Genomic DNA, 18,782 nt, shown 5'->3' on the forward strand with positions numbered 1-18,782 from the left:
TTCACTCCGGGATAGGGCGTTCGCCCACCACGGAGATGCCGTAGCCTTCGAGGCCGACGACATTGCGGTGGGAATTGGTCAGCAGGGTCATCTCGGACACGCCGAGATCGGCGAGGATTTGCGCGCCGATACCATATTCGCGCAGGGTCTCGCCCCCGTCGGGCGTGCCCGCGACCTCGCGGCGCAGGTTTTCGGGCTGGCCGGGCATCAGGCACACGATCAGTCCGCTGCCGTCTTCGCCGATCACGCGCATCGCGCGCTGGAGCGTGTCGCGCCGGTCGCTCTGGCGACCGAGGACGTCGTCGAACAGCGAGATGCGGTGCATCCGCACGAGGGTGGGGCTGTCGGCCAGCACGCGGCCCTTCTGAAGCACGACCGAGACGCTGCCGTCGATGGTGCTGCGATAATTGATCGCGCGCCATTCGCCGCCATGCTCGCTGGTGAAGGTGCTTTCGCCCGCACGCTCGACGAGGTGATCGTGCTTCATGCGATATTCGATCAGGTCGCGGATCGTGCCGATCTTGAGCTTGTGACGGCGCGCGAAGTCGACGAGGTTGTCGAGCCGCGCCATCGTGCCGTCCTCGTTCATGATCTCGCAGATCACGCCCGAGGGGTTGAGCCCGGCGAGGCGTGAGATATCGACCGCCGCCTCGGTATGGCCCGCACGCACCAGCACTCCTCCGTCGCGTGCGATCAGCGGGAAGACGTGGCCCGGCGTGACGATGTCCTGCGCGCCGCGCGAGGGATCGATCGCGACCGCAACCGTGCGCGCACGGTCGGCGGCGCTGATGCCGGTGGTGACGCCTTCGCGCGCCTCGATGCTGACGGTGAACGCGGTTTCGTGGCGGCTGCCGTTGCTGCGGCTCATCAGTTCGAGGCCGAGCGCCTCGACGCGCTGGCGCTGCAACGTCAGGCAGATCAGGCCGCGACCATGCGTGGCCATGAAGTTGACCGCATCGGGCGTGGCCATCTGTGCGGGGATCACGAGATCGCCCTCGTTCTCGCGATCCTCGTCGTCGACCAGCACGAACATGCGGCCGTTGCGCGCTTCCTCGATGATTTCCTCGATCGGCACGAGGACGGGCGCGTCCTCCTGCCGATCGAGAAATGCGTCGAGCTTGCGTAGCGTTTCCGCCGTGGGGTTCCAGTCGGCCTCCCCGCAATCGCGCAGCGTATTGGCATGGAGCCCTGCCGCACGGGCGAGGGCGGCACGGGTCATCTCACCGCTGGAGATCGCGTTGCGTACGCGGGCAATGGTCGATTCGCTCATGCCGTCGCTGTATCACAACATAATGTGATGTCCAACGCGGATCGATCACATTGCGATGGTATTCACTCGGGGCGATGGCGCCGCGCAGGGCTCAATTTCCGGGACCGCTGGACGGTCGCTCTTTATAATCAGACCGGCGATCCTCAAACGCTCGAGCCGTCGCGTACGCCATGCGGGCCGAGCATTTCAATGATGAATCAACCCATCGCCTGTAAAGGAAACACCCCTCTGCCCGAGCCGCGCTTCTGCCGGCTCGAGCAGACGATGCGCCCGGGGACATGTGTCGGCCGCAACAGTCTTTATAGCGTAATAACGTCTCGCCACTGGAGCGCCCAACAAGTTCACAGGTGTCGGGGGCCGACAATGCGCAAAGCCATAATCGTGTTTCTTCTGGCGATCGGTGTGGCCGCGCCCGCGGGATCGCAGGCGCCGGAGGACGGGTATCTCAGACCCGAACTCCGGCCCGATCTGGTCGAGGTCCTGCCGCCTCCGCCAGCCCCCGATTCGGCGCGGGCCCAGGCCGACCGGCGGATATACCGCGAGAGCCGCAAACTGGAGGGAACGCCCCGCTGGGACCTCGCCACCAGCGACGTGCGCGGCGGTATGCTCGAGCATTTTTCCTGCGCTCTGGGGGCCCGGCTCGACGAAGACGACGTGCCCGCGCTCCATCACCTCATCGAGAAGGCGGGGAACGACCGCCGCGTGGTCGGCGATGCCAAGCGGCACTACCAGACGAAGCGCCCTTGGCTCGATAACGACCTGCCGATCTGCGAGGCGCGGACCGATCATCTCGCAGGCAATGGCGACTATCCGTCGGGACATGCTGCGCATGGTCAGCACGTGGCAATGATCCTCGCCGCGCTGGCGCCGGATCGCGTCACGCAGCTACTCGCCCGGGGGCGCGAATTCGGGGAAAGCCGCTGGGTCTGCGGCTCGCATAGCCAGAGCGCGGCCGAGGCGGGAACGCTCGCCGGCGCAGTGATCTTCGCGGCCGAGATGAACTCCGAGGAATTCCGCAGCGATCTGGAAGCTGCGCGTCAGGAACTTGCGGCGGCACGTGCCACCGCACCCGCACCGCAAGGCTGCGGCACCCAATAACGACAACGAGATCTCCGCCGTCCGAAGGGGCGAGCGGGACGCGGCATCGGGCGAGGAGCTTGAGCGGTGCGCCGTCGGCGCTGTCCGACTCAAATGACAAGGGATCGATTCAAATGCTTGTGAAGCCAACATCTCTTCGCCGCACTGCGCGGCTGCTGGGCGGAGCCGCGCTGGTCGCGCTCGCCGCAGCTCCTCTCGCCGCGCAAACCGCGCAGGAAACGCCCGACGAGGATTCGGCGGTCGAAGATGCCCCGGTCGAAGGCGCCCCGGTCGAAGACAACGTCATCGTCGTCAGTGGCTACCGCGAGGCGCTCGAGCGCGCGATTGACATCAAGCGCGACACGATCGGCTTCTCCGACTCGATCGTGGCCACCGACATCGCCGACTTCCCCGAACAGAACCTGTCCGAAGCGCTGCAGCGCGTCCCCGGCGTGACGATCGAGCGTGACAAGGGCCTCGGCACAAGGGTCAACGTGCGCGGTCTGCCGACCGAGTTCACGCATGTTCAGATCAACGACCTGGCGACCGCGTCGGGTTCGGGCGGGCGCGATGTCGAGTTCGACATGTTCGCATCCGAACTGATCCAGACCGTCACGGTCTACAAGTCGCCCACCGCGGCGCAGGAAGAAGGCGGAATTGCCGGCAGCGTCGCCATCCGCACCGCGCGCCCGTTCGACTATTCGGACACCCGCGTGGTCGGCTCGGTCGAAGGCGCGTACAACTCGATTTCGGAGCAGGTCGATCCGCAGGCATCCCTGCTGGTCAGCAACACCTGGGGCGATTTCGGCGTGCTGCTGTCGGCCGCTTACGGCCAGCGCACCAACCGCACCGATTCCAATTCGGGCATTAACTTCCGCCCGATCTCGCGCTGGACCGATCGCGGCAACGCGCAGACCGACCAGGCGATCGCCGTTCTGGAACGCGATGCAGGCATAACGCTCGATCCGGATGACGACGATCAGACCGCCCGCGTGGTCTTCCTCGATAAGGTCGGCGACCGGGTGTATCTGAACGACCAGGAGCGCCTCGGTTTCTCCGGTTCGCTCCAGTACAAGCCGAGCGATGACCTTAGCGTCACGTTCGACGGCTTCATCGGCTCCTACGACACGGCTGAGGACGAATACGATGCCGCCGCCTATTCGGCATCGAGTCGCTCCACGCTCGACACGATCCACGAATACGACGACACCACGCTCGCCGATTACGGGATCGTGGTGCTGCGCGATGTCTCCTACACCGCGACCCAGCACGAATTCCTGAGCAAGGAACGCCTCAACGAAACCGATTACCGGCAGTTCGGCGGAGAGCTGAACTGGAGCCCGGGCGACTGGTCGATCGACATTCTCGGCGGCTATTCGGGCGCGGACAAATCGTCCGACTACGCCAATCTCAAGCACGTGGCCTACGCGCCGTCGCGCACCCGCTATACCGAGACCGGCGGCGAGACGATCCCGAGCGACGATCCGAACACGATCGACATGTACAACTCGCCCGCTTCCTATCTCTTCGAAGCCTACGAGACGACCTACGAGGAAATCTCGGACGACAAGTACGCGGCGCAGATCGACCTCGGTCGCACGTTCGATCGGGGCGGGCTGCTGGGCCTCAGCGCCATCCGGATCGGCGCGCGCTACACCGACAAGACGAAAGAGCGCAATTACGGCGAAGAGAAGATCCAGGGCCCGACCCGTGGTGACAGCTCCTACGTCAACACCCGCACGCTTGCGGACAGCGAGCTGCAGGACGTGATCGATATCGTCGGCGGCAAGGATTACCAGGCACGCGACCTGACGTGGGCGCAGATTTCCAACGAATACGCGCGCGATTTCTTCCGCCCCGACGGGTTCGTCTCGCCGTTCGACGAGGGCGCCTATTACCGGGTCGAGGAGAAGACCTGGGCGGCCTACGCGATGGCCGATTTCGACTTCGACCTGGGTTCGGTGCCGGTCTTCATCAACGCAGGCGCGCGTTACGTCAAAACCGACGTGCGTTCGTCCGGGTACTTCCAGATCCAGAACCCGGACGGGTCGACCGGCTATTCGGATGATCCCGTGTCGAGCGAGGGCGAGTACGACAAGGTGCTGCCCGCCATCAACGCGACCGCCGAGCTGTTCGACGGGCTGATCCTGCGCGGCGCGGCCTCGCAGACGCTGATCCGCCCGGCGCTGACCGATCTCGCCTACAAGCGTACCGCCAGCTTCAACGAGTTCCGCTTTACGGACGGCAACCCGAACCTGAAGCCGACCTATGCCGACCAGTGGGAAGCGGGCCTCGAATATTATTTCGGGTTCGGCGGGCTGCTGGCCGCATCCTACTTCTGGAAGAACATCGAAGGCGTCGTCCAGAACGAGCTGACCGGCGTGGTGCGCGACGTGACCAAGTACAACGCCAACGGCACGATCGACGGGGTTTACGATTTCGACGTCTACCAGCCGGTCAACGCCGAAGGCTCCTACGACGTCAGCGGCGTGGAACTGGTCGCGGTCCTGCCGTTCGGTGCGGTCGTGCCGGCGCTCGAAGGCTTCGGCATCAACGCCAACGTCACCTTCCTCGACAGTTCGCTGACCGGGGAATCGGACCTCGACGTTCCGACCTCGCCGGTCGGCCTGGCGGACAATGTCTACAACGTCACCGCGTTCTACGACAGCGGGCCGGTGCAGGTTCGCCTCAGCTACAACCGCAAGGGCGCCTACGTCGAGCGGATCGAGCGGAACATGTACCCGGTCTATCGCGACGCATACGGCCAGTTCGACTTCGCCGCGAGCTATCAGGTCACGCCGAATTTCCGGCTCGAATTGCAGGCGATCAACCTGACCGACGAGGCGACGACCGGATATACGATCGATCCGTCCTTCCCGACGACCTACGAGTTTTCGGGCAGCCGCGTCAGCCTGGGCCTTCGCGCCCAGTTCTGATCGCAGGACACGGCCAACTGAAGAGTGCACCGCCCAAGCCCGGGCGGTGCATTCACCGGGTCTGGCAAGAAGCGGGCATCGCAGACGAAGCAGATCGTCGCAGGCTGTGTCGGGTCCCCGCACGCAGGTTCAGGCGTCTGGGCCCAGCGAAGCCCAGCAAGAAGACACGTCTCCTGCTGATTCACCTCCTCCGGGCTACCCTTGCAACATCGGGCGGCCGGCTGCTCAACCGAGCAAGGACTTCAGGTAGTCGTCATGGCCTGGCAATCCGGCGCTGAGCTGCTTCGAACCCTGTGCGAGCGTGGCGAGCGACCGCTCGAGATCTTCCGTGCCGATCAGGCTCGCAAAGGGATGGTAGGCTTCGGGAACGATGCCTTGGCCCAGCATGACCTGCGCCCACGAATCTACTCGGAACAGCTCGTCCTGGTCCTGATAGGCGTGGCCCCGTTCGCGGAAGGCGTCGATCCGCTCCTGCAGGCTGTGCGGAAGGTCCATTTCGGCCTGCCGCCGCCAGAACGGTTCGTCCCGGCGGTTGAGACAGTAGTGAAGGATGATGAAGTCACGCACATGCTCCAGTTCGCGGCGCGACACGTCGTTAAACCGCTCGACCATTGCGGGGGAGATGTCCTCCACCGGGAAGAATTGCAGCAGCCGGATGGCGGCGATCATGATGAGGTGGATGCTCGTCGATTCGAGCGGTTCGACGAAGCCTGCGGTCAGGCCGATCGCGATGCAGTTGCCGTTCCACACCTTGCGCCGCATCCCGGTGCGGAAGCGGATCAGGCGCGGCTCGGTCGTGAAGGCGCCTTCGGTGCGCTCCTCCAGCAGGGCGCTCGCGGCATCGTCCGACAGGTATTCGCTGCAATAGACGAGGCCGTTGCCGACGCGCTCCTGCAGCGGGATGCGCCACTGCCAGCCTGCCGCGTGCGCCGATGCCCGCGTGTAGGGCTGGGCGGGGCCGACGCGTTCGGTCTGCACGGCCAGCGCCCTGTCGGTGGGCAGCCATTCGCTCCAGTCCTCGAAGCCGGTCCCCAGCGCCTGTTCGATCAGCAGCGCGCGAAAGCCGGTGCAATCGATGAACAGATCGCCCTCGACCCGCTGGCCATCCTCCAGTTCGAGCGCCGCGATATGCCCGTTCTCGGGCCTGCGCTCGACCCGCGCGATCCGTCCCTCGCGGCGCGAGACGCCCAGCGCCTCGGCATGGCGTCGCATGAACTTCCCATAGGCTGTCGCGTCGAGGTGGTAGGCGTAGTTGAGTGGGGTGTCGGGCCCGCCCGCGAACTTGCCGGCAAGCGCCGCCTGATGCTCGGTGCAATAGTGGCCGAACGGCTCGGCGAGCCCGAGCTCCCGCGCGCGCAGCCAGATATGGTGGAAGTCCGCCAGCCACGTCGATCGCCCGGTAGTGCCGAAGGAGTGGAAATAGCTCTCCTCCTCGGCGCCCCATCCTTCGAACAGGATGCCAAGCTTGAAGCTGGCGCCCGTCGCCTTGACGAAGTCCCGCTCGTCCACGCCGACGAGTTCGTGGAAGCGGCGTGCGGTGGGGATGGTCGATTCCCCCACGCCGACCGTGCCGATCTCATCCGATTCGACGAGCGTGACATTGAGGGCCTGCCCGAGGTTTTTCGCGAGCGCCGCCGCGACCGTCCATCCCGCGGTACCGCCCCCGGCGATGACGACGTTCCTGATTCTCTGCCGATCCGTCATGAAGGCACCCGGTTAGCGGTTGAGGCGATGGAGCAGGCGCGCGCGCAGCTTGCGCGCCTCGAGATCGGTCATCGGGCCCAGCGGCCCGCGCGCATCTTCGGGCAGGTGCGCACCGGCGCGATCCGCCTCGCCGAAGACGTAATAGTCGAACAGCGCAGCCCACCCGCGCTTCTCGTGCTCGGGCCGGTCGCGCAAGCTGAGGAGCGCGTGGAGCAGCGTCGTCTCGGGCGTGTCGATGTGGGCGGGCACGGCATTCCACCAGTAATTGATCATCACGTTGAACACGTCGAGCGCCTCGACCTGATGCCACCACAGGGCCGGGTAGAAGAGCACGTCGCCCGGCTCCAGCTCGGCGACGATGGCGTTCTCGAGCGCCTGCTCGAAACGCGGGAACGCTTCCAGGTCGGGCGCCCGGAAATCGACCATGCTGACCACTTGTCCTGCGGGCGTCGGGTCGAGAGGGCCGGGGTACAGGTTGCCGACCTGATCGGGCGGGAAGAGCGTGAAACGCCGATGCCCGACCATGCAGCAGGCAAGGTTGTTCGAGATGTCGTAATGCGCGGGCACCGTGGTGGCGTTGCCGATCCATACGCTCGCCAGCGGCGGGCGATGCGTGAAATCGGGATGATCGAGCGGCAGGTCGTTCGCCTGTCGCAGTCCGGGCAGGAACCGGTCGATATCGGTCGACCCGATATAGCGCACGTCACCATCCGCGTCCGCGATCATCGCCGCCAGCGTGTCCTCGAAATCGGCGCGGCCCGCCGTGAAATTCATACCGCGCGCGCCGGGGGCGTAGTGGAGACGCCCTCCTTCGCTTTCGGGACTGTGGAAGACCGTGACCGTCTGACCCGATCCGAATTGCGTCATATACTGCACCGCTGCCGCGGGCGACTTGCGCCCCTGTTCGACCAGCGGCCAGTCGGACGCCAGCCCCTCCATCACCACGGGTTCCTGCGCGGCGAAGAGATCGTCGAAGGGGATCGCGTCGGCCGTGACATTCGCCAGCCGTCGGGCCGGGGTGGGGCCCTTGGTCATGCTCCGGCTGGCGCAGAAACGCCTCCGGCCTGCGCCTTGCGATTTGCCAGACGCTGGATGTTATCGAGCGATGCGGCAGCGAAGAATATGGGCGCCAGCAGGCCGTCGCGGTGCAACGTCTCCAGTTCGGCGCCGCCGATGGTCGCCAGACGCTCGCCATCGATGACGAAGACCTGCGAAATGGCATAGACCTCGTCCTCGGACACGCGGACGTGGAGATCGACCGGGCGGAGAAGGTCCAGTCGCTCCAGCGCCGCCATCAGCCGGTCGAGCATGGCTTGCCCGGTATAAATCGTGCGCAGCACCTCGGCGATCTCATCGAGAAAAGGCGAATGGCCGCCCTGCGGGAGAAAAATGGGCGTCCCCTCGGTGCGCGAGAGGCGCGTGTCATCGATATCGACAAGGATCTTGGGTTCGCCCGCTTGGTCCTCTGCGATCGCGAAAGGTCCACGACGCAGGACCGCGGGGACGTAGATACCGGCATCCCACGAGCCATCCTCTGACAGGAAGAGATTCTCATCGCGGTCGAGACCAAGAATAGCGGCCGGGCGAAGCGGCCCTTCCGCGCTCTTGCGGAAGACGATGGGAAAATGGCGCTGGAGAGCCGCGAACTCGGAGGGAAGGGCGAGGACCTGGTTGACCGTCTCCTCGGTCCGTCGACCACGCGCAGTAACGATTCGCAGGTCATGATGATCGACGTTGTTCAGCAATTCCATGGTCATCGATGCCCAGGCGACCTCCTCTTTCCATGCACGATCCTGCCGCGCATGCACGTCGGGCTCAAGAAACAAAAATGGGCCGCTACTTGCGTAGCGGCCCGAGTCGGGAGGATTTCAGAAACGATAGCGCGCGCCGAGGAAGACGCGTGGCTTCAGCTCTTGAGCAAACCACAGCTGCTGCTCGTCGCGCCCGTAGGAGCGAACGGGTTCGCTGAGGATGTTGATCGCCTCCAGCGAGACCGAGAAGCTGTCGTTAACATCGTAGCTGACATTGGCATCCAGCGTGCCGAACGGCTCGAAGAACACCGGGCTGCGGCCACCCCCGCGGTTGACGCCCGCGAGGAACTTGTCGCGCCAGTTGTACGCGACCCGGCTCGATAGCGGGCCCTGTTCGTAGATCGCCGTCACGTTGAAACTGTCGGCGAGACCGACGAGTGCGTAGACGTTGGTGCTGGGATCCGAAAGGATATCCACATTGACGTCGCCGTAGACCTTGGTGAACGACCCCGACACACCGAAACCGGAGGTGCCGAAGAAGTACTGTCCCTGGAGTTCGAACCCGTGGATGTTGCCGTTCTGGTTGTTGATCGGCGTCGTGACATCGAATTCGAACAGCGGATCGTTGCCATTCGCGATGATGTCCCGAGCGGCGAGCACATTATCGACGAAGGCCTGGTCCAGCTGGCCGTTTGCACCGAGGTTGGCCTGGAACTGCGCCGAAGCCGCAGCCACATCGCCGCCATTTGCGTCGATCAGCGCCGTCAGCGTGAACAGGCTCACATCGCTCAGCACCGCGCCCAGACGTTCGATCTCGGCCAGAGCTGCACCCGAACGCGTGCCCGGCGCGCCCGATGACGGATCGCGCAAACCGAAGAGGTTGATCCCCGTACGGCCGACGCCGACGAAGTTCTTCACATCCTTGAAGAAGAAGGCGCCCGATACATAGCTGGACGGTGCGAAGTACCATTCCAGCGAAACATCGAAGTTGTCGGAGACCAGCGGAAGCAGGTTGGGATCGCCCTGCGAACCGCCGGTCACGCCGCCCAGCGCAACGGGCCGGTTCGGCGCGCCTGCCGACTGCGAGGCGAACAGGTTGCCGTAGTCGGCACGTGCCAGCGTCTTGCTGTACGAGATGCGCGCGACGACGTCTTCCGCGGGCTCGATGCGGAAGTCGAAGGCCGGAAGCAGGTTGTTGTAGCTGCCGTTGGCCGTGAGTTCGGTCGTGCTGTCGCCGATGACGACGGTGAAATCGTTGTCCGAATCCCACTCGATACGCTCGGGCGCGGCGACGATTGCGAGCGAATTGACCTCGGTATTCTCGAACCGGGCACCCGCCACGAGAGCCGCCGGGCGGCCGAAGAGTTCGCCGTCCCACGTGACCTGGGCATAGAGCGCGAAGATCTGCTCCGACACCTCGTCATAGTCGTTGCTGGTGACGTTGATGGGATTGCCCAGCCCTTCGTAGTAGGAGGCGAAGGCCTGGTAGAGGTCTACCGCGTTGCCACGGAAGGCGATGTCCGCATTGGTCGCGTTGTACTTATCGAACTGGCACGAAAGGCAGTATTGCTCGATCAGGTCGCCGGCGATCGCCTCCACGTCACCGACATTGTTGATCCCCCAGTCGCCCAGCGTCTGCTGCGTCTGCACGCGTGCGCTGGTCATCTGCGAATCGATGTAGCTCATGCCGATATCGAAGCGGCTGTTGCCTTCGAACTCCCATCCCAGGTTCGCGCTTACCTGATCGACCCGCTGGCGCTGGTTCGCTGCGTTCGTGCGCTGCACCTGCGTACCCAGATCCCCGATATCGAGGACGCCGTTATTGTTGCCGCGATCGTCCGCCGTGCCGAGAATACCGTCGGTACCCGCGCCGCCGTCGTTCAGGACCCAGCTCTGTTGCGGAATCTTGCCGCTGTAATCGACCGAGTGCGCGTCGACCACGGGGGCGCCGAAGGACACCAGTGTGGAGCTCGCCCCATTCGCGGCATTCGGGCTCGATTCCGATTCGGAGTGATTGCCGTCCAGCGTCAGGGTCAGGCCGGAGACGACTTCCCATTCCGCATTCAGGCCAGCCGAATAGAGCTCGGTCCGCGTGGAGCGATAGTTCTGCTCCATGCCGAGATCCTTGGTGCCGTATCCGCTGCCCTCGCTGATGAATACCGCGGTCGGCACGGCATCGGTATTATCGAAGGTGATCGAATCGAACGGGCGGTTGAACCAGTTCGTCTGGTCCGAGCGCTCTTCGTTCAGATCGTTGCGCGCATAGAGGCCATCGGCGGTGAAGGTCAGCGTATCGGTCGGCCGATACTGGAGCGTTGTCGACACGTTGATCCGCTCGCGCTCGAGCTCGGAATAGTGATACCGGCTGTCGTTCGGCACGGCGACCAGCGTTTCGGGATTGTCCGGCGCTCCGCTTACCTCGGTGGTCGGCCCGCGACCGGGGAAGGACGAGAACGGCGTGATGTTCCAGTCGTTGGACGTCGCGCTTGCAGCGGTGCTTTCGCGCTTCTGATACGCGCCGAACAGCGATACGCCGAACATGTCTTCGGGATCGGTCCAGGTGACGACGCCCGAAAACTCGGGGTCGACGCGGAAATCGTCGTTGCTGAGATCATAGAGCGCCTTCGCGCCGATGCTGCCCCGGAGCCCTTCGCCCACCACGTCCAGCGGCCGGGTCGTGACGATGTTGATCGCCGCGCCGATGCCGCCCGACGGAATGGATGAGCGACCGGTTTTGTAGACTTCGAGGCGCTGGACGCCTTCCGACGCAAGGTTGTTGAAATCGAAGGAGCGACTTGTCGCGCGGGCGAAGTCGACGTCGCCATCGCCGCCGGCCGCATTGACGAACGATGTCGCGAGCTGGCGTCCGTTGACCGTCACCAGGTTGAACTGCGGACCGAAGCCGCGAACCGTGACCTGCGAGCCTTCGCCATTGACGCGGTTGATCGACACGCCCGGGATCCGCTGCAGCGATTCCGCCAGGTTCGTGTCGGGAAACTTGCCGATCTCTTCGGCCGAGATAGCATCGACCACGCCGCTGGCATTGCGCTTGATGTCGACCGCACGATCGAGACTGGCCCTTATGCCGCTCACCACGATGACGTTTTCATTTTCGACAGGCTCATCGGCCTGGAGTGGCTGATCGGCATCGCCGGAATTCTGAGCCAGGCCAGGCCCGGCCATGCAGGCGATCGCAAGACAGGACACACCCGTTTTCCAACCGACAGAATGGCTCCCGAAAAACCGATTCTTATTACGCGCAGCGCAGCGCACTGGTTCAAGCATCCCAATTCTCCCCTTGGCCGGTCAATGGCCTTGGCGCCCGTCGGTATTGTTCCTTGGTAGCGCTAACATCCGAGATAGTGGGTTTATTGTTGGAATGTCAATCCCACTACACTTCGAAATCCGTGATTTTATATCCGGAGAGGCAGTCGAAGGGTAGTACACGGCCACTCAAGGGGTAGCGTTAACAGGACTGAGGGTTATGTTTACTCGGACTTTTTGTGCACCTGCACAATCGGGTCGATTCTCTTGGCTGAGCGTCGGGAAAACGCACAAATCTGGACTTCCGGCGAGTACCGGGGGAACCGTAAATGCGGCCATTCGATCACAAGACGAGTACGCCGATCCGGTTCTTTTCAGGCCATCGAACCGATGATCCACCCTTGCAAACTGGGTTCTGAAACGAGCGCATCGGTGAGTATCGGATGCCGGCAAGCCGGACAGGGTCCCGCCAGCGGACCCGGCTTCACGGAAGCGGGAGTTCCGGCCCGGTCAGTGGGCACATCGCGCTGGAGAACCACGCCGCTCATGGATTGGCAGGTGCTTCGGCACGGCGCTGAGGAGGGAAGGAAGAACCCCTCCTGAAAATCTTGGGAGGTGTGAAAAAAATGGTGGACGCACTAGGGTTCGAACCTAGGACCCGCTGATTAAGAGTCAGCTGCTCTACCAACTGAGCTATGCGTCCACATCGGCCTGATAGACAATCGGCCGCGCTGGCGATTCGGTGACGATTCGCCAGCGGGAGGCGTGCACATAGGGCTTTGCGCGAAAGGTGCAACCCCTGTCGTTCGGCAGGCCCCGCTCAGCTCGACAGAAGGCCGCCCCCGCGCCCCTGCGTGTTCCAGCGATGGATCATCATCAGCGCACCCAAGCACAGCATATTGGTCAGCATCGAGGAGCCGCCGTGGCTCATAAAGGGCAGGGGGATGCCCACGACCGGAGCCAGACCCATCACCATCATGAGGTTGATCGCGATGTAGAAGAACATCGTGGCGACGAGACCTGCCGCGAAGAGGCGGTCGAACCGCGTCTGTGCGTTGCGGGACACGGACAGACCCCAGCGCAGGATCAGTCCGAAGGCGACGATCACGAATATCCCGCCCAGCAGGCCCCATTCCTCCGCCATCGTGGCGAAGACGAAGTCGGTGTGCGGTTCGGGCAGGTATTGCAGGTGGCTCTGCGAGCCCTCGTTGAAGCCCTTGCCCGAAAAGCCGCCCGATCCGATCGCGATCTTGGACTGGGTGATGTGATAGCCGCTGCCCAGCGGATCGCTCTCGGGATCGAGGAACGTGGTCACACGGCGCTGCTGATAGGGTTTGAGCGCGAAATTATAGGCCAGCGGCACCGCAACCGCCGCAGCGGCGCCCGCGCTCAGAAACCAGCTCAAGGGCAGGCCGGCGAGAAACATGACGACCGCGCCCGAGAACAGGATCGCGAGTGCGGTGCCGAGGTCGGGCTGCATCAGCACCAGCGCCACGGGCAGGCTTACGATCACCCCCGCCGGCACGAGCGCACGCCACGATCCGATCATGCCCGTGGGCAGGGTAGCGTAGAAGCGGGCAAGGGCGAGGGCGACCGCGGGCTTCATCAGCTCCGAAGGCTGGATGCGAATCGGGCCGACCTCCAGCCAGCGCTGACTCCCGCCGCCCATGGCGCCCATGGCCTCCACCGCGACCAGCAGAAGGAGAACGCCGATATAGCCCGGATAGGCGACGAGCTTCGCGAAATCGCGCGAGAAACTGGAAATGACCAGCGCGATCACCATGCAGACCGCGAAGCGGATGAGGTGGGAATCGGCGAAGGGGGACATGGTTCCCCCGCCGGCGCTGTAGAGCACGGCGGCCCCGAACAGGGTCAGCAGGAAGAGCGGGGTCAGCATCGACCACGGCTGCCGCGCGATCGGCGCGGGAATGATCGAACTCATTGCGCATCCCCCTGGGCCCGACCCTGAGCACGGCCCGGGACACCCGCCTGGGCACCCCGGTCGCGCTGGTTCGTCTCGTCGAGATCATTGCGCGGCCGGCGACGCGGGTTCTCGCGCGCGAAGGCTTCGCGCCGCTGCGCCTCAATCCGCGCCTCGGCATCGACCCGCTCCTGAATTTCGCGGTCGAGCGGCGCGGTGGGCGGGATGGTCTCGCCCGCTGCACGGGCATATTCCTGGTACCGGCGCTGGAGCCGCTGCTGCGCGGTGCCGCCCCACTGCTCTTCGAATGTGCGCAAGGCGTCCATGGCCTTCTGCGGATCGAACAGGAAGGTCATCACGTCGCGCGCGATCGGATAGGCCGCGCTTGAGCCGCCGCCATGCTCGATCACCACCGCACCGGCATAGCGCGGATTGTCGAACGGCGCGTAGAACACGAAGAGTCCGTGGTCGCGGTATTTCCACGGGCCGCTCCGGCCATCGGACACGCTGAGCGAGACGACCTGCGCCGTCCCCGTCTTGCCCGCCATCAGGATGTCGTCGATCGGCAGGCGCGCGCGCCCGGCGGTGCCCGGGCCGTTTACCACATCGCTCATCGCCTGGTGGATGTAGTCGATCTGGTCCTTGTTGAAGTCGAGCGAGGCGAACCGCTTGCGCTCGTTGGTCTTGATCAGCGAAGGCGTGACGATCCGCCCCGTGGCGAGCCGGGTAGCCATGACCGCCAACTGGAGCGGGCTGGTGAGGTAATAGCCCTGGCCGATCGATGCGTTGACCGTGTCGTAGGGTTGCCATTCCTGGTCGTACTTCTCCAGCTTCCATGCCGGGTCGGGCACGGTGCCGTAGAACTGGCTGGCGACCGGCAGGTCGAATTCCTGCCCCAGCCCGAACCGACGGGCATAGGCGGCGACCTTGTCGAAACCCACCTGCTGCGCGAAGTGATAGAAATAGCTGTCGCACGACTGGTAGATGCCCTTGGCCATGTCGACCCGGCCGTGGTTGCTCCAGCAGTTGAAGAAGCGGTTGCCGATCCGCCGGCCGCCGCCGCACATGATCGCTTCGTTCGGATCGATCCCTTCGTGCATGAAGGCCATCGCGTGCATCGGCTTCACCGTGGAGCCGGGGGGGTAGAGCCCTTTCAACACCTTGTTGCGCAGCGGCACCCGCTCGTTCTCGCTCAGCATCGCATATTCGACGCTGCCGATCCCGTCGGAGAAGGAATTGGGATCGAAGCTGGGCATGGAGGCCATGCACATCAGATCACCGGTAAGGCAGTCCATCACCACCACCGATCCGCTCTCGAGGCCGATGCGGCGCGCCGCATAGTCCTGCAACGGGCCGTCGATCGTCAGCTGGATCGGGTCACCCTGGACGTCGGGGCGCGTGCTCAGGTCGCGCACGATGCGGCCCGATGCGGTCACTTCCACGCGCCGGGCGCCGGGCGTGCCGCGCAGGCGCTGCTCGAACTGCTTCTCGAGCCCGTCCTTGCCGATCTTGTAGCCCGGCGTGATCAGGATCGGGTTGCGGTCTTCCTCGAACTCCTCGCGGCTCGCGGCACCGACATAGCCGAGCAGGTGCCCGACCGAGGGGCCGGTGGGATAATAGCGCGAAAAGCCGCGCTGTGGCACGACGCCCGGCAGCTCGGGCAGCCGGATACTGACGGCGGCGAAGGCATCGTAATCGAGCCCGCTCGCCACCTCGATGGGGGCATAGCCCGCGCTCTCGTCGATCTTCTTGCGCAGGTCGCGCATCTTCGCATCGTCGAGGTCGAGCAGCTTGCCCAGCGCTTCGAGTTCCCGCTCGCCGTCCTGCAGACGCTCGGGAATGATATCGACGCGAAAATCGGCCTGGTTGGAGGCGAGGGGGGCACCGTTGCGATCGACGATCCAGCCCCGCCGCGGCGGGATCAGGGTCAGGTTCACCCGGTTGCTCTCGCTCTCCACCGCATACTTGTCGTTCTCGGCAATCGCGAGATAGCCCATGCGGCCCGCCAGCAGGATGCCGACCGACAGCCCCCCGATGCCGAGCACGAAGCTGCGCCGGTCGAAGCTGTTGGTCAGCGTGCTTTCGTTGAGCACTTGCTTGGTCAGGCCGAAAGGCATCAGGCGATGGTCCGGAACCGCATTCCGCGGAGTTTGTCGAGGCGTGAAACGATGAAGGCGATGAACGGGTAGGCGATGATCGATAACAGCAACTGGGGCACGATGGCGGCGAACAGCGGCATGCTGAGCCTGCTGCCCGACACCAGCGTCGCGACCAGAATGTAGATCACGGCGATGGCGGCCGCGATCAGCCAGTCCTGCGCGAAACCGCGCCACGGGAAGCGCATTTCGATCAGCTCGATCGCGAGCATCGCCGCAGAGAACAATAGTATAGCAGAGCCGAATGGCTGGCCACTGAACAGGTCATCCCACATGCCGAAGATGATGCCCGACCAGATCGGCAGGACGCCGGGACGCAGCAGCCGCCAGGCGAGCAGGAAGAGGAAGCCGATCGGCGGCAGCAGCGGGCCTGCGGTCGCGATCGGGATGCTCTGGATGTAGGAGGCGAGCATGATCGTCGCCCACGGCACGAAGATCATGAGGAACGGCGAGTGTTCCTTGTTGATCTGCCGGCTCGCGGGTCCGCGCCGGTTGTGAGAGGCGCGCGGATCGATCACGGAGTGACCACGCCGCCCTGCTCGGTGGTCGGAGGCGTTTCGTCCCCGTCTTCCTGCTGGACCGTTTCGTTCGAGCCGATCGCCTCTTCGATCGGCGTTTCGGCGCCGCGCAGCGCCTCGGGCTGCCACAGCGGCTCGACCGCAACGAAGTCGGTCGCCGCGGGATTGCTGATGATGCGTGCGACCGCGCCATCGTCGGTCAGGCGGGTCACGATGGCGACCGCGATGCCGGGCCGGTAGAGCCCGCCCGCGCCGCTGGTGACGAACACGTCCCCGCGCTCGAGCGGATTGATGCCGAGGTTGATCAGGCGGATATTGATCAGGCCGTCGCCGCGCCCTTCGGCAAAGGCGACGGTGTTGTCGCCCGCGCGGCGCACGGGCAGCACGCTCTCGCTATCGGTGATGAGCAGCACGCGCGCGGAATTGCGCGAAGCCTCCAGCACGCGGCCCACGATGCCGCGTTCGGATCGCACCGGCATGCCCGGCTGCACCCCGTCGGAGCGGCCCGCGCCGAGATAGGCAAAGCGGCGCGTGCTGGTGGCGCTCGACCCGATCAGGCGCGCGACGGCGACCGGTTCCACATCGGTTTTCCCAAGACCGAGAAGCGCCTTCAGCCGGCGGTTCTCCTCCTCGGTCGCACGCGCTTCGGCGAGGCGAATCCGGGCGATCTCGACCTCTTTCTTGAGATCGGCATTCTGCTGCCCGGCTTCGAGGTAGCCCTGGACCGATTCGATGAAACCACGCCCGCCGCTACGCGCGGAGGCCGAAACCTGCGCGGCGGGCTGAGTCGCGTCGCCGAACAGCCCGCGCAGACCGGTGAAGGAGGCGGGCTGAATGAGCGAGACGGCCAGCAGGATGACACCCAGCAGCATGGCGAGCACGACCAGCACGTAGCCGGTGAAGGCGCCGAACTGGGCCTTCTTGGAATGCCCCGATATCCGCTGTTTCGACCCCGACAGGGGCATAGTTCCTCCGTCCGGTTAGGGGCCATCGGCCCCGGGCCTCGGTCGCCTCAGGCCGTCATCAACACGCCGCGGTAGACGGGGTCTTCCATCGCGCGGCCGGTGCCGATCGCGACGCATGACAGCGGATCTTCCGCGATGCTCACGGGCAGTCCGGTTTCCTCGCGCAGATGCTCGTCCAGCCCGGTGATCAGCGCACCGCCGCCGGTCAGGACGATACCCTGGTCCACGATGTCGGCGGCGAGTTCGGGCGCGGTGTTTTCGAGCGCGATCCGCACGCCTTCGACGATCGCACCGATAGGCTCGGAAAGGGCTTCGGCGATATGGGACTGGTTGATGGTGATCTCTTTCGGAACACCATTGACGAGGTCGCGGCCCTTGATCGTGATCGCTTCGCCGATCCCGTCGGCGGGGGCCACGGCCACGCCGTAGTCCTTCTTGATCCGTTCGGCGGTCGATTCGCCGATCAGCAGGTTGTGGTGTCGGCGCACGTAGGAAACGATCGCCTCGTCCATCTTGTCGCCGCCGGTCCGCACGCTCGTGGTGTAGGCGAGGCCGCGCAGCGAAAGCACCGCGACTTCGGTCGTGCCGCCGCCGATGTCGACGACCATCGAACCGACCGGTTCGGTCACCGGCATGTCCGCGCCGATCGCGGCCGCCATCGGCTCGAGGATCAGGTACACCGCGCTCGCGCCGGCATTGCTCGCCGCATCGCGGATCGCGCGCCGTTCGACCGAGGTCGAGCCCGAGGGGACGCAGATCGTGATTTCGGGGTAGCGGAACAGGCTCTTCTTGCCGTGCACCTTGCGGATGAAGTGCTTGATCATCTCTTCCGCGATTTCGATGTCGGCGATCACGCCGTCACGCAGGGGGCGGATCGCTTCGATCGAGTCGGGCGTCTTGCCCATCATCATCTTCGCATCGTCGCCCACGGCCTTGACGCGCTTGATGCCGTTCAGCGTTTCGATGGCGACGACCGACGGTTCGTTCAGGATGATTCCCTGATCGGGCACATAGACCAGCGTGTTCGCAGTGCCGAGGTCGATCGCCATGTTCTGCGTGCCGAACTTGAGAAGATTCGAGAAGAAACCCATAGGTATTATCGTTCCGTGCCGATCTTGCGACCGGCCTTGACTGAGGTTGAAGGGACGGGCCGTTGGTGCGAGTCCACCAGAACGCAGCCCTTAACGCCCCGAAACATAAAACGCGACGCCTTTAAGCAA

12 protein-coding genes and 1 tRNA gene are annotated in these 18,782 nt (G+C 64.6%); 2 read left to right on the forward strand and 11 right to left on the reverse strand.

The window, feature by feature from the left end; genetic code table 11:
• Nucleotide 1: 1 nt before the first annotated feature.
• The gene (ribB, locus tag DL238_RS10340; RefSeq protein WP_115492187.1) at nucleotides 2-1,270 is read right to left on the reverse strand and encodes a 3,4-dihydroxy-2-butanone-4-phosphate synthase; all 1,269 of its coding nucleotides are present in this window, start codon (nucleotides 1,268-1,270) and stop codon (nucleotides 2-4) included.
• A gap of 363 nt (nucleotides 1,271-1,633) precedes the next feature.
• Here ribB and DL238_RS16245 point away from each other — a divergent pair, with 363 nt between their 5' ends.
• Nucleotides 1,634-2,368 (forward strand): acid phosphatase, encoded by a 735-nt coding sequence (locus DL238_RS16245; protein WP_199798043.1) that lies wholly within the window; start codon nucleotides 1,634-1,636, stop codon nucleotides 2,366-2,368.
• Nucleotides 2,369-2,487: 119 nt separating this feature from the next.
• The gene (locus DL238_RS10350) at nucleotides 2,488-5,283 is read left to right on the forward strand and encodes a TonB-dependent receptor (protein WP_234031039.1); all 2,796 of its coding nucleotides are present in this window, start codon (nucleotides 2,488-2,490) and stop codon (nucleotides 5,281-5,283) included.
• Nucleotides 5,284-5,508: 225 nt separating this feature from the next.
• Here DL238_RS10350 and DL238_RS10355 read toward each other — a convergent pair whose 3' ends face one another.
• The 10 genes from DL238_RS10355 to DL238_RS10400 all read right to left on the reverse strand — a co-directional run bounded on the left by DL238_RS10355 (nucleotide 5,509) and on the right by DL238_RS10400 (nucleotide 18,653).
• A complete protein-coding gene (locus tag DL238_RS10355) occupies nucleotides 5,509-6,987 on the reverse strand; it encodes a tryptophan halogenase family protein (protein WP_115492190.1) in 1,479 nt (492 codons plus the stop codon).
• A gap of 12 nt (nucleotides 6,988-6,999) precedes the next feature.
• A complete protein-coding gene (locus DL238_RS10360) occupies nucleotides 7,000-8,022 on the reverse strand; it encodes a cupin-like domain-containing protein (RefSeq protein WP_115492191.1) in 1,023 nt (340 codons plus the stop codon).
• Nucleotides 8,019-8,744 carry a SapC family protein gene (locus DL238_RS10365; RefSeq protein WP_147291011.1) on the reverse strand — a complete coding sequence of 242 codons (726 nt, stop codon included), beginning with the start codon at nucleotides 8,742-8,744 and terminating at the stop codon, nucleotides 8,019-8,021. The genes DL238_RS10360 and DL238_RS10365 overlap by 4 nt, the downstream gene beginning before the upstream one ends.
• Nucleotides 8,745-8,855: 111 nt before the next feature.
• A complete protein-coding gene (locus tag DL238_RS10370) occupies nucleotides 8,856-11,921 on the reverse strand; it encodes a TonB-dependent receptor (protein WP_199798044.1) in 3,066 nt (1,021 codons plus the stop codon).
• Nucleotides 11,922-12,629: 708 nt separating this feature from the next.
• Nucleotides 12,630-12,705 (reverse strand) — tRNA-Lys (locus DL238_RS10375).
• A 117-nt stretch (nucleotides 12,706-12,822) separates the two neighbouring features.
• Nucleotides 12,823-13,944, reverse strand: a complete 1,122-nt coding sequence (rodA, locus tag DL238_RS10380) for a rod shape-determining protein RodA (RefSeq protein WP_115492194.1) — start codon at nucleotides 13,942-13,944, stop codon at nucleotides 12,823-12,825.
• The gene (gene mrdA / locus DL238_RS10385; protein WP_115492195.1) at nucleotides 13,941-16,040 is read right to left on the reverse strand and encodes a penicillin-binding protein 2; all 2,100 of its coding nucleotides are present in this window, start codon (nucleotides 16,038-16,040) and stop codon (nucleotides 13,941-13,943) included. Before mrdA ends, rodA begins: the two co-directional genes overlap by 4 nt.
• Complete coding sequence (gene mreD / locus DL238_RS10390) at nucleotides 16,040-16,597, reverse strand: rod shape-determining protein MreD (protein WP_234031040.1); 558 nt, start codon at nucleotides 16,595-16,597, stop codon at nucleotides 16,040-16,042. Before mreD ends, mrdA begins: the two co-directional genes overlap by 1 nt.
• Nucleotides 16,594-17,562, reverse strand: a complete 969-nt coding sequence (mreC, locus tag DL238_RS10395) for a rod shape-determining protein MreC (RefSeq protein ID WP_115492196.1) — start codon at nucleotides 17,560-17,562, stop codon at nucleotides 16,594-16,596. Before mreC ends, mreD begins: the two co-directional genes overlap by 4 nt.
• Nucleotides 17,563-17,609: 47 nt before the next feature.
• Nucleotides 17,610-18,653 (reverse strand): rod shape-determining protein, encoded by a 1,044-nt coding sequence (locus tag DL238_RS10400; protein ID WP_115492197.1) that lies wholly within the window; start codon nucleotides 18,651-18,653, stop codon nucleotides 17,610-17,612.
• Nucleotides 18,654-18,782 lie beyond the last annotated feature (129 nt).

It is taken from the genome of Alteriqipengyuania lutimaris, assembly GCF_003363135.1.
Lineage (GTDB): Bacteria > Pseudomonadota > Alphaproteobacteria > Sphingomonadales > Sphingomonadaceae > Alteriqipengyuania > Alteriqipengyuania lutimaris.